Origin of the sequence: Vibrio aquaticus, assembly GCF_003970385.1 — a bacterium.
GTDB lineage: Bacteria > Pseudomonadota > Gammaproteobacteria > Enterobacterales > Vibrionaceae > Vibrio > Vibrio aquaticus.
Genome location: NZ_RXZH01000002.1, coordinates 308,174 through 330,872 on the forward strand (window position 1 = coordinate 308,174; position 22,699 = coordinate 330,872).

At 46.1% G+C, this 22,699-nt stretch carries 18 protein-coding genes; 10 read left to right on the forward strand and 8 right to left on the reverse strand.

Annotation, left to right across the window (positions count from 1 at the left end; all coding sequences use genetic code 11):
- Positions 1-4: 4 nt before the first annotated feature.
- Together EJ063_RS07295 and EJ063_RS07300 are read right to left on the reverse strand one after the other, a co-directional pair.
- Complete coding sequence (locus tag EJ063_RS07295) at positions 5-1,927, reverse strand: Hsp70 family protein (RefSeq protein ID WP_126573483.1); 1,923 nt, start codon at positions 1,925-1,927, stop codon at positions 5-7.
- Positions 1,927-2,559, reverse strand: coding sequence for a DUF2760 domain-containing protein (locus EJ063_RS07300; RefSeq protein WP_126573484.1), 633 nt, complete (start codon positions 2,557-2,559; stop codon positions 1,927-1,929). The genes EJ063_RS07295 and EJ063_RS07300 overlap by 1 nt, the downstream gene beginning before the upstream one ends.
- Positions 2,560-2,881: 322 nt before the next feature.
- Between EJ063_RS07300 and EJ063_RS07305 the strand changes: the two genes are divergently transcribed.
- Together EJ063_RS07305 and EJ063_RS07310 are read left to right on the forward strand one after the other, a co-directional pair.
- Positions 2,882-4,411, forward strand: coding sequence for a sensor domain-containing diguanylate cyclase (locus EJ063_RS07305; RefSeq protein WP_126573951.1), 1,530 nt, complete (start codon positions 2,882-2,884; stop codon positions 4,409-4,411).
- Between the two features lie 88 nt (positions 4,412-4,499).
- Positions 4,500-5,030 (forward strand): 3'-5' exonuclease, encoded by a 531-nt coding sequence (locus EJ063_RS07310; protein WP_126573486.1) that lies wholly within the window; start codon positions 4,500-4,502, stop codon positions 5,028-5,030.
- Positions 5,031-5,093: 63 nt separating this feature from the next.
- Here the strand turns inward: EJ063_RS07310 and EJ063_RS07315 are convergent, their stop codons facing one another.
- The 3 genes from EJ063_RS07315 to EJ063_RS07325 all read right to left on the reverse strand — a co-directional run bounded on the left by EJ063_RS07315 (position 5,094) and on the right by EJ063_RS07325 (position 7,900).
- Positions 5,094-5,552 (reverse strand): tellurite resistance TerB family protein, encoded by a 459-nt coding sequence (locus tag EJ063_RS07315; protein ID WP_126573488.1) that lies wholly within the window; start codon positions 5,550-5,552, stop codon positions 5,094-5,096.
- A gap of 77 nt (positions 5,553-5,629) precedes the next feature.
- Positions 5,630-7,531, reverse strand: coding sequence for an alkaline phosphatase D family protein (locus EJ063_RS07320; RefSeq protein WP_126573490.1), 1,902 nt, complete (start codon positions 7,529-7,531; stop codon positions 5,630-5,632).
- 3 nt (positions 7,532-7,534) lie between these two features.
- Positions 7,535-7,900 (reverse strand): VC1380 family protein, encoded by a 366-nt coding sequence (locus EJ063_RS07325; RefSeq protein WP_126573492.1) that lies wholly within the window; start codon positions 7,898-7,900, stop codon positions 7,535-7,537.
- 151 nt (positions 7,901-8,051) lie between these two features.
- On the opposite strand from EJ063_RS07325, the gene EJ063_RS07330 reads away from it, so the two are divergent.
- The 8 genes from EJ063_RS07330 (at position 8,052) to EJ063_RS07365 (ending at position 18,985) form a co-directional block, all read left to right on the forward strand.
- Positions 8,052-9,344 carry a MipA/OmpV family protein gene (locus EJ063_RS07330; RefSeq protein ID WP_244225171.1) on the forward strand — a complete coding sequence of 431 codons (1,293 nt, stop codon included), beginning with the start codon at positions 8,052-8,054 and terminating at the stop codon, positions 9,342-9,344.
- Between the two features lie 110 nt (positions 9,345-9,454).
- Positions 9,455-13,384 (forward strand): ATP-dependent RNA helicase HrpA, encoded by a 3,930-nt coding sequence (hrpA, locus tag EJ063_RS07335; RefSeq protein ID WP_439333267.1) that lies wholly within the window; start codon positions 9,455-9,457, stop codon positions 13,382-13,384.
- A gap of 102 nt (positions 13,385-13,486) precedes the next feature.
- Complete coding sequence (locus tag EJ063_RS07340; RefSeq protein WP_126573497.1) at positions 13,487-13,981, forward strand: outer membrane beta-barrel protein; 495 nt, start codon at positions 13,487-13,489, stop codon at positions 13,979-13,981.
- 179 nt (positions 13,982-14,160) lie between these two features.
- Complete coding sequence (locus EJ063_RS07345; protein WP_126573498.1) at positions 14,161-15,960, forward strand: ABC transporter ATP-binding protein/permease; 1,800 nt, start codon at positions 14,161-14,163, stop codon at positions 15,958-15,960.
- A gap of 69 nt (positions 15,961-16,029) precedes the next feature.
- Positions 16,030-17,343: an ABC1 kinase family protein gene (locus EJ063_RS07350; protein WP_126573500.1), complete on the forward strand. Its 1,314-nt coding sequence runs from the start codon at positions 16,030-16,032 to the stop codon at positions 17,341-17,343.
- A 62-nt stretch (positions 17,344-17,405) separates the two neighbouring features.
- Positions 17,406-17,945, forward strand: a complete 540-nt coding sequence (locus EJ063_RS07355; protein ID WP_126573502.1) for a glutathione peroxidase — start codon at positions 17,406-17,408, stop codon at positions 17,943-17,945.
- Between the two features lie 14 nt (positions 17,946-17,959).
- Positions 17,960-18,421: a DUF3429 domain-containing protein gene (locus tag EJ063_RS07360; protein WP_126573504.1), complete on the forward strand. Its 462-nt coding sequence runs from the start codon at positions 17,960-17,962 to the stop codon at positions 18,419-18,421.
- A 114-nt stretch (positions 18,422-18,535) separates the two neighbouring features.
- A complete protein-coding gene (locus EJ063_RS07365; RefSeq protein ID WP_126573506.1) occupies positions 18,536-18,985 on the forward strand; it encodes a GNAT family N-acetyltransferase in 450 nt (149 codons plus the stop codon).
- A 69-nt stretch (positions 18,986-19,054) separates the two neighbouring features.
- Here EJ063_RS07365 and EJ063_RS07370 read toward each other — a convergent pair whose 3' ends face one another.
- The 3 genes from EJ063_RS07370 to trpB all read right to left on the reverse strand — a co-directional run bounded on the left by EJ063_RS07370 (position 19,055) and on the right by trpB (position 22,648).
- Positions 19,055-20,314 carry a dicarboxylate/amino acid:cation symporter gene (locus tag EJ063_RS07370; protein ID WP_126573508.1) on the reverse strand — a complete coding sequence of 420 codons (1,260 nt, stop codon included), beginning with the start codon at positions 20,312-20,314 and terminating at the stop codon, positions 19,055-19,057.
- A 337-nt stretch (positions 20,315-20,651) separates the two neighbouring features.
- Complete coding sequence (gene trpA / locus EJ063_RS07375) at positions 20,652-21,458, reverse strand: tryptophan synthase subunit alpha (RefSeq protein WP_126573510.1); 807 nt, start codon at positions 21,456-21,458, stop codon at positions 20,652-20,654.
- Entirely contained in the window at positions 21,458-22,648 is a 1,191-nt protein-coding gene (gene trpB, locus EJ063_RS07380) for a tryptophan synthase subunit beta (RefSeq protein ID WP_126573511.1), read from the reverse strand. The genes trpA and trpB overlap by 1 nt, the downstream gene beginning before the upstream one ends.
- Positions 22,649-22,699: the final 51 nt, after the last annotated feature.

A 22,699-nucleotide genomic window follows, 5' to 3' on the forward strand; every position in this document is an offset into this window, starting at 1 on the left:
AACGTTATGCTTGTTCGTCAGCACCTGCGTTTGAATCTTCGCGAACATCAAATTCAACGTGCCATTTTTGGCCATTGTCTGTTGCGATAGCTTCAAGATACAGAGTACCTAGTTCAGTCACACGAGAGGCTAGGGTCACTGGAACCACTTCACCTTCGCGGCGCCCTTCAGATACAGGGAGCGTGACTTGAATTTCTGGAAGCTCTTCAAGCTCATCTTGACCCCAATGATCAAGGTGAGTACCTGCAAGATCTTCGCGGCGGACGGTAGAGCCAAAGAACTGGAAGTTAACCGGTTGGCCGATGATCAAACCAAACTCTTGGCTTGGTACATCCACACTTGACCCTTCTTCCATACCAAATGGTGCAACACATAGCGCTTCCATCGGTGGTGCCATACCAGGGATTGCTGGCATCGCGCTTTCAATACCTACGTAGTAGCTTGATGCGATACCACCGCGGATACGAACGCCTTGTCCACGACGAACGCTGCCGTAGTATGAAGCGCCACTTGCAACCGCTAGGTCTAGGTCTACACCCGTTAGGCGCTTCGCCATTTCAGAATCAGCATCAATTAACCATTCGTTAATCGTTTCTTCTAAACGGTTCACAAGCAGTGTTGATTTTAGAACACCACCGTTGAATAGAATTGCGGTTGGTTTGATGAAATCAGCTGCAGGCGCCGCGTCACCACCAGGCATACCCGGCATGTTGGCAAATGGGTTGAACTCTTGCGCTGGCGCGGCTTCGCCATTTTGAGCGTTTGCTTGCTTAGTTAGGAATGCCGCGATGTGACGAGTGATACCCGCATCTTGAGCGTAAGGCAGACCCATTTGAGTCAGTGCGCCACGGTTACGTTGAACAGGGTGTTCTGTTACTGCCACTTTAGGGAAGAAACCGTCAACCAATGTTTGTTGAACTTCTTCTTGAGTCAGTTCAGTTTTCAGTGTTGCACCTAGCAGCTTAGAACCACGGCTAGGGACTACGATTGGCACAGATTGAAGCTCTGAATCGTTCAGTAAGGCTTCTTTTGCATCACGGCAAGCGTGCGTCATCGCTTGAACCTGCCAAGGCTGTAGCTCTTTGCCATCTTGAGCCAGTTTCATCTTCAGGCGGTACGCAAGCGCTAAGTCCATGTTATCGCCGCCCAGTAGGATATGTTCACCTACTGCAATACGGCTCAATGTTAGGTTGCCTTCGTCTTCCGTTACTTCCACCAAAGAAAGGTCAGTCGTACCACCACCAACATCGACAACAAGAACGATGTCACCGACATTGACTTCATCACGCCACTTGTCGTTGCTGTTATCAATCCAGTTGTAGAGCGCAGCTTGAGGCTCTTCGAGAAGCGTTAGATGAACAAAGCCTACGTTGCGAGCCGCTTCTGCCGTTAAATCACGAGCAGCAGGGTCAAATGATGCAGGAACAGTAATCGTGACATCTTGATCGGCAAGAGGGTGACTTGGGTTTGCATGATCCCAAGCTTGCTTTAAGTGCTCTAGGTAAAGCTCCGTCGCACGAAGTGGCGAAACCTTTTCTACTTCTTCAGGGCTGCCTGCTGGCAAGAACGCATCGCGGCGGTTTACGCCACCGTGACATAGCCAAGATTTGGCACTGGCTACTAGGCGAATTGGTGTTTTAGAACCCAGGTTACGAGCGATAGCACCCAACAATGCTGTTGGCTCCGATGACCAAGGAAGAACACGAGATGAAGGGTTCATTTCATGTTCATGAGGTTGGTACAGGAAAGAACCTAGCTGGCTGCGAGTTTCGACTGTGCCAGGTGCGGTTAGCTGAGGAATAGGCATTACCTCAACACGAGCTTCTTCAACCGTTATATCAACGTAAGAGATCACGCAGTGGGTTGTACCTAAGTCAATACCGACACTAAATTGTGGCGCTTGCTGTTCTTGAATGTGATTTTCCATTACAGCTCAACCTCGGCAGGAGCAATCACTGACGCATCGTAATTTTCCGCCAGCTTAGGCAGGTTCATCGCGCTTGCTTTCCAGCCCTTATGCACAAGCGTACCGTGGAATGGCGCGCTGCCGGTTACGTTACCGGTTAGGCGAACTTCTTGTGGGTTGAAGCCTTCTTCAACCGTAATGCGAGTCTCTTCTTCTTCGCTGCGAACGTGCTCAAGCGTTACGTAGTCAGCAAGAACTTTCTGGCCGCCAGTGTGGATAACGCGAGCGGCTGCGCCCACTTCTTCATCTGAGAATGAAGTCAGGTCTTCTTTTAGGAAATCAATTAAACGCGCTTCTTGCTGCATGATTGAAAGCAACTGCATTGCAGAGTCAGTAGAAGCCGTCGCCAGTTTCGATTCAACTTCCACGACGTTCTCGATAACTTTCTCTACTTCGACCACTTTTTCAACTTCAACGATCTTTTCGACTGGTTTTTCAACTTCAACGATTTTTTCAACCGGTTTCTCTACGACTTTCTCAACCACTTTTGACTTACGTGAAACAGCGATTAGAAGCAGAAGTACGCTTGATGCAGTAAGGCCCGCGTGAAGCATATCGAACGTTTGAGGGATCATTTGTAAATCGACGATCATGACAATTCTCTTTTGTTTAATGTACTGAGAGATTAGCTCAATCTCTACTTGGACTCGTAGACGAAGCTAAGAGCCTATTTGTTCTGATAAATTGGGGCAAATAGTACCATAATCAAGTCGTCTCTCTGCTATTAAAACCGCGTATATCTTGGTTTTGCTCGTTCGGTTGGTCTGTTTTTGAGCGAATTTGGGGAGGCGCTCAGTGAATTGAGTGACACCCTCGGTATTTATTAACTCTAATGCCAATAGTGCTTTAAGTATCTAAATTGATAAGGATACAATGTGGTCAGACTTGAGACCTACGGTAATTACCCGTTTTACTATGCCACAATTGATGAACAAGAAACTGTTATACCCAGCGCTGACTTTTGTCTTTACAGCGTTGGTGACTGCCTATGCCTTACGATTTGTCTATCAAACCCAGTATCAACATACTGTTTCAATGGTGGAGAACTTAGCAGCGCAGCAGGCTGAGAATCTGCAAAAAGTGATAGAAAGCGATCTGCATTTCATCGGCTCCGGAGCCAACTTTTATCACTCTACCAAGCCAAGCCACTGGTATCGTTTTCCTATTTTTGCTGAGGAGCTTTTGTCTCAGTCTGACACCTTGATCGGCTTACAATGGATGGAGCGAGTAGAAAAGGCGGATCTAGAAGCTCATATTGCTAAAACCCGTAAAACCTTCCCTAATTTTGAACTCTACACCGTTCCTAAAGATGGGCCGAAAACCAAGGGCTACATCATGCCGAATGATGAAGCGATTTATGTTGCCTCTGACATCTACCCAAGATCAGAGGCTAACCAAGGGTTGTTAGGTTTTTATTCTTCACGTTTACGATTCCAATTGGTGGTCGATGCGCTGATGGCAACCGGTGAGCCAAACGTGTCTGACAAGGTTCGTCTATTGCAAGATGGATTGGATCGGAGCCTGCAAAAAACGGGATTATTGGTGTACCACCCAGTCTTCGATATCAAAAACGACCAAAGTTTACTTGGGGTGGTTATCGGTGTTATTCGAACCACTAAGTATTTTGAAGGCATTGTAAAAAGAACCGCGACAGAACAAGACCTATTGATCAAAGTAATCGACATGGGTTTTGACGCTGAAGATGACCCCATTCTTTTTGAGAGTGAAGGGTGGGCAGACACGCAAGGTATTGAAATTACCAAACGAGTGACCTTACCCAATCGGGAGTGGTTAATTGACTTTAAACTGGCAAGAGGCGTGACCGAGAGTGAGCGCTTTTCATTGGCTTCAATTGCGGTAGCGGGTTTCGTTATCGCGGCACTGCTTAGCTTTATTGTAATGCTATTGGTCCGAGAGAAAGAACGCTTGGCAGAACTTCTTGAGGTGCGTACTGGAGAACTGCGTTTTATGGTTGACCACGACACCTTGACGGGGCTTTATAACCGCCGCGCATTCAATCGTTTTCTTGCTGAGAAAGTACAAAGCGAACAGACTTTTGCATTAGTGGGTTTTGATATTGATAAATTCAAATTGATCAATGACCATTTCGGCCATGTCGCGGGCGATGAAATGCTGATGTTTGTGGCCGACATTGTCAAAGCGCAGTTGGATGAAGGCGATGTGTTTGTTCGGATGGGGGGCGATGAGTTTTGTATTATCTCTGACAAAACAGAATCGAGTGAGTTGTATGACTATCTGAACAACATTTGTCGTGCTGTTGCAACGTCTATCCATGAATTTGGTGCCGATCGTATTCGCTGCACGTTGAGTATCGGTGCCGCGATTCGAATGCTAGAGACAGGAGAACAAATCCTGCAAAAGGCGGATACTCAGCTTTATAAAAGTAAGCAAGCAGGGCGCAATTGCGTCACGATTGCAGAATAACTGACCATTTGAAAGCGCAAGGTTCGAGTTTTGCGTGAATCTCATGTAGACTTTTGCGCTTTCTAAACATTGAGAAGATAGGCGAATCATGAACCATAACCGTGTAGTTTGTTTCGATTTAGAGATGTGCTGCTGGAATGAAAACGGTGTCGGTACCACTGGCGAAATCATTGAAGTCGGGCTAGCTGAAATTGACCTTGTAAAAGGTGAGATTGTTAAGCGAGCTCAATACTACGTGAAACCAGAACATGATGAAGTGTCGCTGTTTTGTGCTCAATTAACGGGGATCACTCCTCGTAAAGTCGAGAAGCAAGGTCGGCCACTCGAAGAAGTGCTTAAGTCGATGGTGAAGAACTTCGGTGGCTCGAATAAAATCTATGCTGCATGGGGGCGTGACGACCAAGTGTTGATTCAAGAGTGTCAAGAAAAGGGCATTGAATTGCCGTTCAAAGAGTTCATTAACTTAGCGACACTGTACCGCATTCAGAATCGTCTAAAAGACAAACGCATTGGTCATAAAGCGGCACAAGAAGCCAAAGGCATTGAATGGGAAGGGCGACAGCATTCAGGTTATGTTGACGCGTACAACCTTGCTAAACTGGCACTGACAATGTTTTAGAAGAAAAAGGAGCACTGAGATGCTCCTTTTTTGTGTCTGTCAGAGTGTGATTGTGGGCCTGAGTTAGTCAGAATCGTTGGATTGCGTTACTGCTAATTTCGCTCGAATAAATTCGCTGTGGTCAACGTAAAGCAGTTCAGCGGTTTTTCGAATCACCGAGTCTTCAAGCGGGTCAATGTTGCCATCGGCATTGGCGATTTCCCACATCGCTTTAATCAACTCAAACCGAGTCTCTTGGCTCAGCTCTCTTAGCTGCGAGGTAAAGTCGTAAAGAGATGCTGACTCTTTGCTGCTCGCTTCCGCTCTTGAAAGTAAGGTTTGAGCAGCGGTTTCATCAATATTGAGTAGTTTGCTCAACAAGTGCCTCTTCGCTTCCACTTCAACCGCTTCAATTTGATGGTCAGCCCCGGCGACTTCACAGAGTAAGCAGGCGATTGCTAAGTTAGTATCCGCTTGCGCAGAATGGCCAAGGTCATTACCTTCTAGTAGTTGCTTAAATAGTGAAGTAATTGAATTGAGCATATCGTTGGCCTTTATTTATGTATTTCTGATATAGATAGTGCTTATCGAATCACAACTCAAGGCTCTTTACAGAAACCTTACTTTTCTTCAATCGGCGGAAAGTCCCATTCTTTTCCATCGCCAGTCAAAATGGAGATTCGCTGTGGCTTGCCATGAGCGTCTAATTTGAGCTCACCAATTGCACTGGTATTAACTAACCTACGACGCCCCTCGGTATTAGGATCTCTTTTCTTAATCTTGAGTCGCTTACGTTTGGTCAAGAAGTTGAGTGGCGAACGAGGTGAGTAGAGCAAGCGGTCAGCGTGATCACAAATCGCCAGTAAAGGCTCAGGGAATTGGTTCTTAAATCCACTACAGGTGATCTGGTAGATATTCGGACTATTGCGTCTAAACCTTAACTTAATGTCGTAAGCAAACGAATAGTGAACGTCCCCTGACAAAATCACGAAGTTAGTCGGTGTTTTGGTGTGAGTAAAGATACTCAGTAGCGTGTTGGCACTGCCAGGGTGAGCCATCCAGTTTTCAGCATCAATCAATAGCGGTTGACGGGCAATCGTGGCCCCTTTTTGTAATGCTTCGATCACTTTAACGCCGAACATGGGCGCAGCGGATACAACGACGACTTTATCCTGGTGCATAAGCTCATGCTGGAACTCAATCAGTGCTTCCCAATCCATTAGGCCAGACGGTTTGTTCATTCGTGATTCAGAACGCCAACGTCGAGTTCGAGTATCGAGAACCACTACCTTTGGAGAGGTATGAATGGTGTAGTGCCAGCGTTCAAATGTGTAAAGGTATTGAATAAATTCGTCTTGACGCTTTGCTCCAGGATCAGAGATAAATCTGTCAGCAACCGAAAGAAACTCTTGATTAAAGTTGTCGGGCTCATTGCCCCAACCTTGGCACAACCAATAAGCGATCAGGGCATTACCGATGATGCGGTTTGAGAAAGCGTTGGAGTAGGCTGCTTTTTCCCAGCCGATGGTTAAGTTCCAATCATCGGTGACATCGTGATCATCGAAGATCATGTAAGTTGGAATGTGCGCAAATAAGCGCTGAACATTGGGCAAACCTTTTACAAAATCATCAATGATGGCTTTTTCATCGCGCCATTGTTGCTGCCATTTTGGCTCTAGCGTATGACCTGCGTGGGTAAACCGCTCATCATGCAGCCTAGTAGTCTTGAGGTATGGCCACAATGTTGGCGACCACACCAATAAGTACATGGCAAAAAACTCAGAGAAGGTCACCAAATGGTTTTCGGCTTCGCGAGAACTAAAAATAGGCACATTGCGATGTGGGAAGAGCTTTGTCAGTAAACTACCGTCATCAACGTAGTGGGGTAAGATCTTCTCTCGGCCGTAGTAACAATCTGGGTGAGCATAAAGCTCTGAGCCAGACCCGATTGGCGAATCAACGAAAGTTTCATCCGGTAAGCCAAGCAGTTCGATGGTTTGGATGATGGCATCAAGCGTTGGGCCTGCTACGTGGTCTGCGTAAATCTGATCGCCGCTCATCATCAGCATATCAGGGCGATCTTCAATGGCTTGGCTCGCCACTTTGTTATCTGCGCTGACTAACGCATCAGGACTTGGGTGGTGCGGGTTGCGACATGAGCCATGTAATATGTAATCAGCTTTGGTCGAGATTTTAATGGTTAGCGCTTGCTCATCGCCATAAAGCAACTCTGGGTACAGCTGTGTTAAACGCCCCTCAGAGGTAAGGAATTCGTAACTTAATGCGACATCTGCGGGGAATGAACCTTTAAAATTCGCCAAGGTAAGGTAGCAACGCTGACCCAGCTGCAGTTGAGTACATTGGTCTAAGTCTTGTTCAAAGATAAGCCCTTGTTGTGGCTCAAGGCTTAATTCAAATCGGCCTTGCAAAGGTTGGCTAGTGACGAGCCAAAATACCAATTCTTCTGGCGTGGCTTTACGTAAAATTGGTCCTGCAATAAGAAAAGGTAACTGCTTATTCATCTACTACTCGGCTGGAGAATCTGGGACTTCGGGATCTTCGAGTATTTCGATGATCTCGGAGCTAGAAAGTTCATGGCCCATCAAAAATAGCGCAAGCATGGCGTCCGTTTTGGTTTTTGTATCTTCGTTGTCTGTAAGGATCTGTTCGAAGCGCTCGCGAATCATCTCAATTTCATGTTCGACAAAGCCACGACCTTCCTCATCACCTTGATTCTCTTCGGGCGCAGAATCAAACGTTAAGAACATCAGTTCACCGTCATGAGACGCGTCGACTAAACGTTCTGGTAGCCACTCTTCACCCGTCACGATATCTGGGTCGATGTCATTAGGTAACGTGTCGAGTAATCTTTTTAAGTCTGAGGCTTTCACAATTTTTTGATTTGATGGATTATATATTCATATTTTAACGACCAATGGCCAAGAAACATAAGCTTTAAGCAGTTTAATTGGTCATTATTTGAGTGTCTTCGGTACTTTTGGACAAAAAATGTCAAATTATAAGCGTCTTCCAACATTGGCAATGGCGATCAGTGGTGCAATTTCAACCTTTTCTTATGCCGAAGAGGTCAAGCCTGTAAGTGAACAAGAGTGGGGCATTGCTGCGGTGTATCGCACCGCTTCCATCCCATTTGTGACAGGAAACGGTGACCAGACGGTAGGCACATTTGTTCCTATGATGTTCTTTCAAGGTGAGCACGTCTATATCGACGGCTTAGAAGGCGGTGCTTACTTATTTGAGAGTGAAGATGAGCAGTTTGAACTGAACGCATTGATGCGTTTGAGATTCGTTGATATTCCGGCTTCGTCTCAAAATGCTAATGAAGGGGACGCGATTGATATTGGTGGTCAGCTGCGATACCACATTAATGATCAATGGGCATTAGACACAGAGCTCATGTCAGACAAAGATTTTCGTTTTCACGGCAACTTAACGGCGTCTGCACAGTTTGAGTTTGACGATTGGGAGATCAAACCTCACGCAACACTTCGTTATAAAGATGCTGATTTTAACAGCGAATATTACGCATTCTCGAAGTACACCAATGAGCGCGTCGGTGCTGGTGTCGATGTGAACGTTGGTGTGAGTGCACGTTACCATGTCTATGAAAACTTATACTTACTCGGTGCGGCGAGCGTGACTCGATTAGACGATGCAGCGTATGACTCTTATGTGGTTGAAGACCGGCATCAAGGCGAATTTTACGTGGGTTTTGGTTTCTTCAACGACAAGAAGAAAGCCCAAAAGTCTGAGTTAACCAATAAGCGCTATCTTCGACTGGCTCATGGTTGGGCAACGCCATCAAACATTGGCGACATTATGAAGTTCAACTCGGAAAAAGATCCGTATAACAACCAACTTACCTCGGTGTTTTATGGCCACCCCTTGACCGATGAGCTGTTTGGTTTGCCGATTGATATTTATCTGACGCCGGGCCTCATTCATCACTGGTCTTCAGATGTTCAATCTTCATCAACAGAATACGTGGCGGCGATTAAGGCTTACTACACATTCAACTGGCCAACCAAATGGCGCTTTGGTGTAGCGGAAGGTGTCTCTTACATTGATAACATCACCTACATTGAAGGTACCGAGATGGAAGAGAAAGGTTACACGCCAAGTAACCTGCTAAACTACTTAGATTTCTCATTTGATATGAATGTCGGCGACCTAATTAACAATCGCGATTTAGACAATATGTGGGTCGGCTACTCGCTTCACCACCGTAGTGCTATTTTTGAGCAAGCGTCTCAATACGGCCGAATCAAAGGCGGCAGTAACTACAACTCGATTTATGTTCAGTTTGACTTCTAATTAGAACTGTCAATCGATACAGCGCCTACAAGCCTCGGTTTGTAGGCGTTTTAGTATAGTTTTGTGATACAATCATCACCGTTTATCGAATAAAAAGAATAGGTAATGCTTTGACGTCGTCACAGCCAGAAAAATCAGCCGCACCTGAAGAAAAAGCTCAGGCGAACAACGCGGCTTCTCTTCGTAAAGCACTCAACCAGTGCATGATTAAAGACCGATTTCGTTTAAGTAAACGTATTGCTGGCGCAAGCAAAATAAAAAAAGAAGCGTCACGTAATGCTGTGTTTGACGAAATCGCATTAGACATTGCTAAGTCCATGATGGATGTAGAGCAACGTGCTAGCTACACACCAACCATTGAGTACCCAGAACTTCTTCCTGTTAGCCAGAAGAAAGACGATATTGCAAAAGCGATCGCTGAAAACCAAGTCGTGATTGTCGCAGGTGAAACGGGCTCGGGTAAAACCACTCAGCTACCAAAAATTTGTGCCGAGTTAGGTCGTGGTCAATTTGGTTTAATTGGTCACACTCAGCCAAGACGTCTTGCTGCTCGTTCGGTTGCGAACCGCATTGCAGAAGAGATGGAAACCAAGCTCGGTGAGTTTGTTGGTTACAAGGTTCGATTTAACGATCAGATCTCTGAAAATACCCAAGTTAAATTAATGACTGACGGTATTTTGCTGGCAGAGATTCAACATGACCGTTTTCTCAATCAATATGACACCATCATTATCGATGAAGCGCACGAACGTAGCTTAAACATCGACTTTATTTTGGGTTATTTGAAAGAGCTGCTTCCTCGTCGCCCAGATCTTAAAGTGATCATCACGTCAGCAACCATTGACCCTGAGCGTTTCTCTAAGCACTTTAGCAGCGCGCCGATCATTGAAGTATCAGGCCGTACTTACCCGGTTGAAACTCGCTACCGCCCATTGCGTGGTGATGACGATGTCGATCGTGATCAGCTAGAAGGTATCTTTGAAGCGGTGGATGAGCTGTGTGATGAAGGGTTAGGCGATATCCTGATCTTCATGAACGGTGAGCGAGAAATCCGTGACACGGCAGATGCTCTTGGGAAACGTAACCTTAAGTCGACAGAAATTGTACCGCTTTATGCGCGTTTGTCGGCTGGTGAACAGAATAAGATTTTCCAACCTCATTCTGGTCGTCGCATCGTATTAGCGACCAACGTAGCGGAAACCTCGTTAACGGTTCCGGGCATCAAGTATGTGATCGATCTGGGTACGGCGCGTATCAGCCGCTACAGCTATCGAACCAAAGTTCAGCGCTTACCGATTGAGCCTGTCTCTCAAGCGAGTGCAAACCAGCGTAAAGGTCGTTGTGGTCGTGTGGAAGAGGGTATCTGTATTCGTCTTTACTCTGAAGACGACTTTAACTCACGCCCTGAGTTTACCGATCCTGAAATCCTGCGTACCAACCTAGCTTCGGTTATCTTGCAGATGACGGCATTGGGCTTAGGTGATATCGAAGCTTTCCCATTTGTTGAAGCGCCAGATAAACGCAACATTCAAGATGGTGTTCGCCTGCTTGAAGAGCTTGGGGCGATTAACGCAGAAGCGAAGGACAGCAAGAAGCGCCTGACCAGCATTGGTCGGCAACTTGCTCGTCTGCCTATCGACCCTCGTTTGGCTCGGATGGTTTTAGAGTCACCAAAATATGGTGCGACCAAAGAGCTGATGATCATTGCCTCTGCGCTGTCGATTCAAGACCCACGCGAGCGTCCGAGTGATAAGCAACAATCGTCTGATGATAAACATAAACGATTCTTCCATGAAGAGTCTGACTTCTTAACGTTTGTAAACTTGTGGGATTACATCCAGAAGCAGCAGAAACAGTTGTCTGGCAACCAATTCCGTAAGCAGTGTAAGCAAGATTACCTAAACTACTTACGTGTTCGTGAGTGGCAAGATGTGTACTTCCAGCTTCACCAGTCAATGCGTGAAATGGATTTCAAACTGAACGATGAACCTGCAAGTTACCAAGGTGTACATTCCGCCATTCTTGTTGGCCTGTTGTCGCACATCGGTATAAAAGACCAAGAGAAGAGCGAGTACCAAGGTGCGCGTAACGCTCGCTTCCACATCTTCCCGGCCTCGGGTCTGTTTAAGAAGCAGCCTAAGTGGATCATGTCTGCAGAGCTGGTGGAAACGTCTAAGCTTTGGGGCCGTATTATCGCCAAGATCCAACCAGAATGGATCGAGCCACTTGCCAAACACCTCATTAAACGCAGCTACAGTGAACCGCATTGGTCGAAGAAACGTGCCGCTGTCATGGCTCATGAGAAGGTGATGCTGTATGGCGTGCCAATCGTACCAAAACGTTTGGTGAACTACGGCAGCATTGATCCGACAGTCAGCCGCGAGATCTTTACACGTAGCGCTTTGGTTGAAGGGGAGTGGGAAACCAAACATGCCTTCTTCAAACAGAACCGTAAGCTGTTGCTTGAAGTCGAAGAGCTAGAGCACAAGTCACGTCGCCGCGATATCTTGGTTGATGATGATGAACTGTTTGATTTCTACGATCAGCGTGTAGGTACAGAGGTTGTTTCAGGTAAACATTTCGATACCTGGTGGAAGAAAGCATCGAAAGAAAATCCAGAGCTGCTTAACTTTGAAAAAGAGATGCTGTTCAAAGGCGATGCAAGCCACGTAACGGATTTGGATTACCCGAACTTCTGGCACCAAAACGGCCTTAAGCTAAAACTTAGCTACCAATTCGAACCAGGTGAAGATAACGACGGTGTGACCGTACACTTGCCGCTGCCGATCCTAAACCAAGTAGAGCCTGCGGGCTTTGATTGGCAGATCCCAGGTCTTCGACATGAACTGGTGGTGAGCTTAATTAAGTCTCTGCCTAAGACGATTCGAAAGAACTTTGTTCCAGCGCCAAACTACGCTGATGCATTCCTTGCGCGTGCCACTGCGATGGAAGCGCCACTACTTGACTCACTAGAGAAAGAACTGCGCCGCATGACGGGTGTTGAAGTCTTGCGTGAAGATTGGAATCTTGACCAAGTGCCGGATCACCTAAAAGTGACGTACCGTGCTGTCGATCATCGCAATCGTAAGCTCAAAGAGAACCGCGACCTGCATGAGCTGAAAGAAAGCTTAAAAGATAAGGTTCAAGAGACGTTATCAAAAGTGGCCGATGATGATATCGAGCAACAAGGTCTGCGCACATGGAGCTTTGGTGAACTGCCTAAAGTGTACCAACAAAAACGTGGCGGCTACGATGTGAAAGCCTACCCGGCGATTGTTGATAGCAAAGACAGCGTTGAGATCAAGCTCTACGAAACCGAGCATGAGCAGGTTACCGCAATGAAGGCGGGCCAACGTCGTTTGGTCTTGCTCAATGTGCCTTCGCCGATTAAATATCTGCACTCGAACTTACCGAATAAGTCAAAGTTAGGTCTGTACTTTAACCCTTATGGCAAGGTGCTTGACCTGATTGACGACTGTATCGCTTGTGGTGTCGATAAGCTGATCGAAGAGAAAGGCGGTATCGTGTGGGAATCGGAGCAATTTGAAGCGTTAAAAGAGCACGTAAGAGCCGAATTAGGTGACACTGTGGTAGAAATAGCGCAGCAAGTCGAGACGATTCTGACTACGGCGTTTAATATCAACAAGAAGCTCAAAGGTAAGATTGATTTCACCATGGCATTCGCACTCTCTGACATCAAAGCGCAGATTGAGAGCTTGATATTCAAGGGCTTTGCAACCGAATGTGGCTGGAAACGTCTGCCCGATATTCTGCGCTACATGAAGGCGATTGAACGTCGCATGGAGAAACTGCCGATCGATCCGAACAAAGATCGCTTGCACATGCTCAAAATTGAGTCGGTGACCAACGACTACAAAGAACTATTGAATAAGATTCCGAAAGGGATGGTGGTGCCAGACAATGTCAAAGAAGTGCGTTGGATGCTCGAAGAACTGCGTGTGAGCTTCTTTGCTCAGCAACTCGGTACGCCATATCCGGTCTCTGATAAACGTGTAAAAATGGCTATCGACGCTTGCTAGGCACGTTTATTGCTTAACTATTTAGTATCAATCGGAATTTTGACTATAATGGCAGAGGCTTGCCACCAAAGCCTCTGCGAACATAACTAGAGAAGGTTTATTATGAAAAAGACACTACTCGCGCTAGCTCTAATCGGCGCATCTGCTACAGCTTCTGCTGATTCTTGGATTTACGGTAGCGCAAGTGTGGGTCAAGCTGACTTAGGCAACGAGTCATCTACGTCTTACAATGTACACGTAGGTACTGGTATTCTTCCTTTCATCGGTCTAGAAGCGGGTTACCAAAACTTTGGCGATTTCGACAACGTTAATTATGGTAACGTAACTTATAGCAACCTAGAAGGTTCTGCAGTCTACTTCGCAGCAAAACCAAGTATTGATTTTGGTCCACTGCACGTATACGCGAAAGCGGGTCTTCACTCTTACGAGCTAAGTGGCGGCAGCTTTAAAGAAGACGAAATTGACATGATGTACGGTGTAGGCGCTGAATACTTTGTTATGGGTCCTATCTCTCTAGGTGCAAGCTACAACGTATTCTCTATGAAAGAAGAAGACGTGAAGAACTTCTCTCTAAACGCGACATTCCACTTCCTATAATTGACGCGTTAGCAAGATTTGAAAGCCTGACTTCGGTCGGGCTTTTTTGTGCCTTGAATAAGTTCTGAAGGTAAATCGTCTTGAGCTGCAGCGCACACAATTGCTCATGATAGCTTGTGATGTTACATAAAGCCCCAATCATTATAGATAGGTATAGAGATGACTCATAAGGAACATTGATGCAAGCGACCTCAAATTTAGCGTCAGACGCGAGTCGTCCAGAAGATGGTAAGAAAAACCTCGGAATCTTGTTTGAACTGCTCAAGTTCATAAAGCCTTATCGCCTTAAAGTGAGCGCAGCACTGGTTGCGCTGGTGGCCACGGCATCCCTGACGTTAACCGTTGGCCATGGGGTACGTATTCTCATTGACCAAGGCTTTGCCCAGCAATCTACGCAACAATTGCAAAGTGCCATCGGGTTTATTCTTCTCATTACGGTGCTGATATCGATTGGTACATTCTTCCGTTTCTATTTGGTATCTTCGGTAGGGGAAAGGGTCAGTGCGGACATCCGCCTAGCGGTGTTTAATCATGTCGTGACCTTGCATCCAAGCTATTTCGAGACCAATGGTAGTGGCGATATCATGTCTCGCATCACTACCGATACCACCTTACTGCAAAGCATTATTGGCTCATCATTTTCTATGGCGATGCGAAGTGCGCTGATGTGCGTGGGCGCAATTGTGATGCTGTTTGCGACCAACATTAAACTGACGCTTATCGTACTCGCCTCAGTTCCATTCATACTGGTTCCAATTCTATTTTATGGCCGCAAGGTGCGAGCGTTATCGCGTCAAAGCCAAGATTCTATGGCGGATGTGGGTAGTTATGCTGGCGAAGCGATTGAACATATAAAAACGGTGCAAAGTTTCAGTCGTGAACCTCAAGAGAAAGCCTATTTCTCAGAAGAAGTAGAGAAAGCGTATGAGATTGGCCGTAAGCGAGTGAAGCAGCGTGCGATCCTTATCTCAGGGGTGATTGTCATTGTGTTTAGCGCTATTTCTGGGATGCTTTGGGTCGGTGGTAATGATGTCATTAATGGCACCATGTCGGCCGGTGACTTAGGTGCTTTTGTCTTCTATGCGATTATGGTCGCCTCTTCACTGGCAACGATTTCTGAGGTGATGGGTGAGCTACAAAGAGCCGCTGGCGCCACGGAAAGGTTAGTTGAGATTCTGCAAGTTAAAAGCGACATCACTGCGCCTGTTCAACCTATTTCAAATAGTACGCTCAAAGCAGAAGTGAAGTTTGAGGATGTCTATTTCTGTTATCCATCGCGTCCAGATACACCTGCGGTAGAGCGCTTAACCTTGCAAGCCGAGGAAGGCAAAGTATTGGCGCTAGTTGGCCCATCTGGTGCGGGCAAGAGTACGCTATTTGAACTACTTCAACGTTTTTACGACCCACAGCTAGGGCAGATTTTGCTTGGTGATACCGACATAAAAAAACTGTCGCCAAATGTACTCAGAGATCACATGGCGCTAGTGCCGCAGCAGCCTGCGCTGTTCAGTAATAATGTGTTCTATAACATTCGATATGGCAATCCAAATGCTACGGATGAACAGGTGATTGAAGCGGCCAAAAAAGCTCATGCTCATGACTTTATAATCAACCTGCCAGAGGGTTACAGCAGCTTCTTAGGGGAGCGAGGTGTGCGTTTGTCTGGCGGTCAACGTCAACGTATCGCGATTGCTCGAGCCATCTTAAAAGATCCTAATATCTTACTTCTTGATGAAGCGACCAGCGCCCTCGATAGCGAAAGTGAGCATCATGTCCAACAGGCGCTAGAAGAACTTATGCGTAACAGAACCACCATCATTATCGCTCACCGATTATCGACGATTCAGCATGCCGATAGTATTGCGGTGTTTGACCACGGACAGTTGGTCGATGTGGGTAATCACACTCAGTTGATGGAAACCTGTAACTTGTATCAGCGTTTGGTTAAGTTGCAATTTAAGCATGTAAACGGCGATTAATCGCGAGAAAACTAAGCTTTAATCCGCTGACGGGCGTATACATGGATGAGCTTAACTAAGAGAAACTTCATGTCGACGAAAGAAAGAGAGTTACCTACCCATCGATTGTCCCGCTTTAGCAAACTAGCAGGCCTTGCGACGAAAGTGGCAGGCAACGTTATCAGTGAAGGGACAAAGCAACTGGTGCAAGGGAATAAACCCAAAGCAAAAGATTTGATCCTCACTCCTAAAAACATCTCGAGATTAACTGAGCAGTTAGCGCATCTAAGAGGTGCTGCGATGAAACTCGGGCAGATGTTGTCAATGGATGCGGGGGATGTCCTAGAGCCTGAGTTGGCAGACATTCTCGCCAGACTTCGCTCGGATGCCGACCCATTACCAGCAAAGCAGCTCAATCAGGTGCTAGTAAGTGCGCTAGGGGAAGATTGGAAGCTCCAGTTTACTGCGTTTAACTTTAAGCCAGTGGCAAGTGCTTCGATAGGCCAAGTTCATCAAGCCTATAACGATGATGGCGAAAAACTCGCAGTGAAAGTCCAGTATCCGGGCATCAGAAAAAGTATCAATAGTGATGTCGATAATGTGGGGACATTACTCAACATTGTCGGGTTAATTCCGGATTCGGTGGATTACAAAAGCCTGCTTGAAGAAGCGAAAAAACAGTTACATGATGAAGCGGATTACGAGCGAGAAGCGACTTTTGCCCAGCGATATCATCAAGCCCTAAAAAATACCTCTCACTTTGTGGTACCGAACATTCATACCTCTATAACGTCGTCTTCGGTCTTAGCAATGGATTTTTTAGAAGGGATATCGATAGAGAGTGTAGAAACCTTAGCTCAACCTGAACGCGACCTTGTCATGCATCGCTTGCTTGAGTTGATGTTCAAAGAGCTGTTTGATTTTAAGATGGTTCAGACCGACCCAAATTTTGCCAACTACCTTTACATCCCAGAAACCAAGCAAATCGGATTACTTGATTTTGGTGCAACTCGTGAATACAGCGACAGATTCAGTGAAGGGTATCGTAAGGCTTTTTCTTCGGTAGTGCAGGGAAGTGAATCGGGCTTGGATGATGCCTTGGAGCAGATCGGCTTTTTCAGTCAGGACATCTTGCCAAAGCAGCGACAAGCCATTCTTAACCTAGTGAAGCTTGCTTGTGAACCCATGCTGGTGGATGAAGATTATGATTTCAGAGCCAGTGGGTTGGCTCAGCGTCTGCGAGAGGCAGGAACGATTTTAAGCATGGAGCAAGACTACTGGCATACTCCACCCGCAGACGCGCTATTTTTACATCGTAAGATCGGGGGGATGTATTTGTTGGCCGCCCGTTTAGGCGCAAAAGTTAATATTCATACGTTGGCCACGCCATACTTACACGTCTAATGTGATCATTTTGTCGCTTGACTGAGTACGAAGCTATTATTTACTCTTTCGAGCTTACAAACATGAAATCACTAACACTCTTAAGTTTGTTTATTACTATCACCGCTTCTTCTGCATTCGCGTCTCAATGTCCAGAGATCCTTAAAGGTGAGCAACGGCTATTAAACTCAACAGATACCGTCAACCTTTGTGATGAGTTCAAAGGGCAAACTCTGCTTGTCGTTAACACAGCGAGCCAATGTGGTTTCACTTCCCAATTTGATGACCTAGAAAAGCTCTACCAACAGTATAAAGACCAGAACTTTGTCGTCGTTGGCTTTCCGAGTAACGACTTTCGCCAAGACAAAGGTTCCGAGGAGCAAACCGCCAAAGTCTGTTACTTAGATTACGGTGTCACCTTCCCGATGATGGCGCGTTCGAGCGTTAAGGGCAGCGATGCCAACCCAGTGTTTGAGAAAATCAGTGATCAAGCCGGAGTTGAACCGAGATGGAATTTCTATAAGTTCTTGGTCAATAAGAATGGTGATGTAGTTGCGACCTTTCCTAGCTCTACCAATCCAATGGACACCAAACTACGCCGCGTGATTGAGCAGCAGCTATAGCGAAGGAAACGGATATGGATACCAGTAAAAAAGTGATGCTTAAGTTGGGCTATTTGGGGCTAATTCCGTTTATCGCAGGTGTGGCAATGATGGTGACAAATGTGTCTTTTTGGGGACTATCAGGTAGCCAAATATTTGTCTCATACAGCGTGATTATTTTGAGCTTCTTGTCTGGAGTGCTGTGGGGAAGGGGTATAACAGACAATCAAAGTAATGAAGCGCAGACAGTGCCCAACAAAATGGCACTTATCATTAGCAATGTGTTTGCTTTGCTTGTTTGGGGGCTATTGCTACAAAGCAGTCAAAGTACCCACTTAGTGATTGGTCTGTTAGCGCTAGGGTTTGGTGCACTTTGGTTTTGTGAGCGCAGAATCTACAACGATTCTTCAGCCGACAATGAGCAAGGTTACCCAACAATGAGAAGAAACCTAACGGCCAGTGTGGTAGCGCTCCATCTGATTGCGTGGGCAATATGAAGATCAAAGACTTAGCTTTGAGACATGCCTTGTAAACTTGGTATCGAGCGTTGATAACTATTGAGTAGATTGACACTATCTAAAGCATTCGAAACAGGGAATGTGAGAACACCATTGACTACTAACATCATCAGAGCCACCGTCGAGCAACTGGACTTAGTTGCTGATCTATTCAACCAGTATCGAGTTTTTTACGGTCAAGAGAGTGACCTCAAACTCGCTCATCACTACATCAACGAAAGACTTTGTAACGAAGAATCCGTGGTCTTTTTAGCTGTAAATGCTGACGGGGAAGCCGTGGGTTTTACTCAGCTTTATCCGACCTTTTCATCTGTGTCGGCTCAGCGTAGTTGGATTTTAAACGACTTGTTTGTGACCGAGAGTGGCCGTTCGGGTGGCGTAGGTCGAACATTAATGAATGCCGCTAGCCAACATGCGATTGACACTGGCGCGAATGGGCTAAGTCTTGAAACGGCCCATGATAACGTTATCGCTCAAAACCTTTATGAATCATTAGGCTATAAAAAGGAAACGGCTTACCTAAGCTATTTTTTGAGTGTGTAGATTGCGGTTTCCAATCATTAAAAAAGCCACTCGATTGAGTGGCTTTTGTCTATCTAAAACAAAGAGAACTTAAGCTTGTTGTTTTTGTAGCTCAGCTTCCTTTGCTTCGTCTTCGATTAGCGAGTCAACGATAACCGCACACGCAGCATCACCAGTGATGTTTAGTGCTGTACGAATCATGTCGAAGATACGGTCAAGAGCGAACAGTAGTGGTAGACCTTCGATTGGAATACCCGCTGCTAGAAGTACTGCAACGACTAGGAATGAAGGACCAGGAACACCTGCTTGACCTACAGCACCTAGCGTAGAGGTTACAATGATCGCTACGTAAGCGCCCATGCCTAGGTCAACGTTGAATAGCTGAGCAAAGAAGATAGCAACCAAACCGTAGTAGATTGCGTTACCGCTCATGTTGATAGTTGCACCTAGAGGAAGAACGAACGATGCCGTAGAGTTCTTAACACCTAGCTCGTGTTCAACCGTGTCTAGCGTTACAGGTAGCGTCGCCATAGATGATGCTGTTGATAGAGCAACCGCTTGAGGCTTCTTCATTGCCACTAGGAACTTCTTCGCAGAAGTCTTAGTGAAGATATGCACCATTAGAGGGTAAGCAACAAAACCGAAGATAAGAATCGCAGCAACGTAAACAACGAATAGTTTGAACACAACCATTAGTGCGCCAAAACCAAACGTACCCACTGCTTCAGCCATCAGACCAAATACGCCTAGTGGTGCAATGATCATTACTTTGTTGATCATCCATACCATTGCATCAACGATAGCATTGACGCCATTGATGATCGGGTCACGCTTTTCTTTTGCTTGCTTAGAAATTGCGATGCCGAAGAATAGACAGAATACTAGGATCTGTAGGATGTTTGCTTCATTCAGTGATTGGAAAACGTTGGTTGGGATCATACCAGTGATGGTCGCCCAGAAACTTGGAAGTTCACCTTTTGAAGCGTATTCAGCTGAGAACATGCCCTCAACGCCAGATAGGTCGATGCCCATGCCAGGCTTGAATACCTCACCCATAACTAGGGCTAGTGCTACCGCTAGTGCAGACGTTAGGCCGAAGTAACCTAAAGTCACGACACCAACTTTACCTGCTGATTGGCTATTACCAAGACCAGCAGCACCAGAAATCAGTGCCACGGCGACTAATGGGATAACCAGCATTTTAATTAGGTTGATGAAGATCGCGCCTAGAGGAGCGAACATAGTTGCGCTCTCGCCCATGAAGGCACCAACGGCAGTACCAATAATCATGGCGATGACAACTTGCACACCAATATTGCTTAGCAAACTCTTTTCTTTTAACACTTCCATAACCTCTGTGCTAATAAAATTTAAAAATCCAGAATTACCATCTAACGCAAAGCCGTAGAGTGGTTAATAATTTCGTCTCGCTTTTTACACGTTATTTTTACAATTAGCAATATGTGTTCACTATCAACCACAATGAAATACGCAAATTTATTGACGTCTGATAACTTTTTGACCAAAAGCAAACGTTTGCCATTGAATTTAATGATGAGTTTACTGTGCGGGATTTATAAAACGGCTGTTTTAAAAAGAATGGAGATAGTGGCGTGATGTTAAAAAAAAGATCGATTTCTCATGTTGTTAAGAAATCGATCTCATAGAGGTTTAGATGGCTAACACGCTACTTCTGTGTTGCAGCCTTCATAGATGAAACAAAATCTGCGAGCTGCTGTAACATGTTGTCTGGCTGATCTAGATTGTTCTCAATGATTTTGACCACGGCAGAGCCCGAGATGGCACCCGCTGCACCAGCATCGATTGCTTGTTTCACTTGCTCTGGCTCAGAGATACCAAAACCAAGCAACGCAGGTGGAGCATTAAATTGGTTGAGACGCTCAAGTAGGGTGCTTACCGGCATGTTGGCTTTAGTTTCAGCACCTGTTACGCCAGCACGAGAAAGTAGGTATGTGTAACCGCCACCAAGTTCTGCTACCTGAGTTAACGTTTCGTCGGATGCGGTTGGCGGCGCAATAAAGATAGGTTCAATACCATGCTTTGTTGCCGCTGCGACAAATTCAGCACTCTCGTTGGTTGGTACGTCAGCGATTAGCACTGAATCGATACCGGCCTTTGCGCAGCGTTCGTAGAAGTTATCAATGCCGCGTGAGTAAACAAGGTTCGCATACATCAATAGACCAATAGGTAGGTCTGGGTACTTAGCTCGAATTTGGCCGATCAGGTCAAAGCAGATATCAGGAGTTGCGCCTGAATCTAATGCGCGGATGTTCGCCCCTTGAATCGTTGGGCCGTCAGCGAGTGGATCAGAGAAAGGAATACCAAGCTCTAGGGCGTCAGCGCCAGCTTCAACCAATGTTTCCATGATCTTAAGAGACTGCTCAGGATTCGGATCGCAAACTGTTACGAATGGAACGAAAGCACCTTGATCTTTATCGTTTAGGCTCGTAAATAGCTTTTCATAACGGTTCATTAGATCGCTCCTTTTTGTTGCAGAATGTCATGTACAGTGAAGATGTCTTTATCGCCGCGACCAGAAAGGTTAACGACCAGTAGCTGTTCTTTCTCTGGATTCTCGCGAGCCATACGTAGAGCATGTGCAAGTGCGTGAGAAGACTCAAGAGCAGGAATGATCCCCTCACTACGAGCGAGCTCTTGGAACGCATCTAATGCTTCATCATCCGTTACGTTGTCGTATTCAGCACGGCCAATGGCGTTAAGATGAGCGTGTTGAGGGCCGACTGATGGGAAGTCTAACCCTGCAGATACAGAGTAGGACTCTTCAACCTGACCGTTTTCATCTTGCATCAATGGTGCTTTCATACCAAAGAAGATGCCCGTTTTACCATGCTTAAGTGGTGCGCCATGTTGGTCAGTATCAATACCTTTACCTGCTGGCTCTACACCGATAAGGCGCACGCTCTCTTCTTCTATAAAGTCTGCAAACATACCAATTGCGTTAGAACCACCGCCAACACAGGCGATAACGGCATCGGGTAGTCGACCTTCGCGAGCTAGGATTTGGTTCTTAGTTTCTTCACCGATCATACGTTGGAAGTCACGAACGATGGTTGGGAACGGGTGAGGGCCAGCCGCAGTACCTAATAGGTAGTGCGCATCTTCATAACTTGCAGACCAGTCACGCAGAGCTTCGTTACACGCGTCTTTCAGTGTTGCAGAACCAGAATGAACAGGAATAACTTCCGCGCCCATTAGCTTCATACGAAATACGTTCGGGCTTTGGCGCTCAACGTCTTTTGCTCCCATGTAGACGCGACATTTAAGACCAAGTAGAGCACACGCAAGTGCGGTTGCAACGCCGTGTTGACCTGCGCCAGTTTCTGCGATGATCTCTTCTTTACCCATACGTTTTGCAAGTAAAGCCTGACCTAATACTTGGTTAGTCTTGTGTGCGCCACCGTGCAGCAGATCTTCACGCTTTAGGTACAGTTTTGTTTTTGTGCCTTTGGTTAGGTTACGAGTCAGCGTAAGAGCAGTAGGACGACCAGCGTATTCTTGTAGCAGAGTCATAAACTCGCTACGAAATTCTGGGTCTTCTTGTGCATCAATGAATGCTTGCTCAAGTTGCTCAAGTGCAGGGACAAGAATTTGTGGTACGTATTGACCACCGTATTCGCCAAAGTAGGCATCTAGTTTTGCCATGATGTTATTCCTTTAATTCAGTATGAGGCGCTGTGCGACTCTAAAATTCGT

Coding starts and splice junctions, on each gene's coding strand:
- EJ063_RS07295 (WP_126573483.1), bottom strand. CDS start 1,927: ATGGAAAATCACATTCAAGAACAGCAAGCGCCACAATTTAGTGTCGGT.
- EJ063_RS07300 (WP_126573484.1), bottom strand. CDS start 2,559: ATGATCGTCGATTTACAAATGATCCCTCAAACGTTCGATATGCTTCAC.
- EJ063_RS07305 (WP_126573951.1), top strand. CDS start 2,882: ATGCCACAATTGATGAACAAGAAACTGTTATACCCAGCGCTGACTTTT.
- EJ063_RS07310 (WP_126573486.1), top strand. CDS start 4,500: ATGAACCATAACCGTGTAGTTTGTTTCGATTTAGAGATGTGCTGCTGG.
- EJ063_RS07315 (WP_126573488.1), bottom strand. CDS start 5,552: ATGCTCAATTCAATTACTTCACTATTTAAGCAACTACTAGAAGGTAAT.
- EJ063_RS07320 (WP_126573490.1), bottom strand. CDS start 7,531: ATGAATAAGCAGTTACCTTTTCTTATTGCAGGACCAATTTTACGTAAA.
- EJ063_RS07330 (WP_244225171.1), top strand. CDS start 8,052: ATGGCGATCAGTGGTGCAATTTCAACCTTTTCTTATGCCGAAGAGGTC.
- EJ063_RS07340 (WP_126573497.1), top strand. CDS start 13,487: ATGAAAAAGACACTACTCGCGCTAGCTCTAATCGGCGCATCTGCTACA.
- EJ063_RS07345 (WP_126573498.1), top strand. CDS start 14,161: ATGCAAGCGACCTCAAATTTAGCGTCAGACGCGAGTCGTCCAGAAGAT.
- EJ063_RS07350 (WP_126573500.1), top strand. CDS start 16,030: ATGTCGACGAAAGAAAGAGAGTTACCTACCCATCGATTGTCCCGCTTT.
- EJ063_RS07355 (WP_126573502.1), top strand. CDS start 17,406: ATGAAATCACTAACACTCTTAAGTTTGTTTATTACTATCACCGCTTCT.
- EJ063_RS07360 (WP_126573504.1), top strand. CDS start 17,960: ATGGATACCAGTAAAAAAGTGATGCTTAAGTTGGGCTATTTGGGGCTA.
- EJ063_RS07370 (WP_126573508.1), bottom strand. CDS start 20,314: ATGGAAGTGTTAAAAGAAAAGAGTTTGCTAAGCAATATTGGTGTGCAA.
- trpA (WP_126573510.1), bottom strand. CDS start 21,458: ATGAACCGTTATGAAAAGCTATTTACGAGCCTAAACGATAAAGATCAA.
- trpB (WP_126573511.1), bottom strand. CDS start 22,648: ATGGCAAAACTAGATGCCTACTTTGGCGAATACGGTGGTCAATACGTA.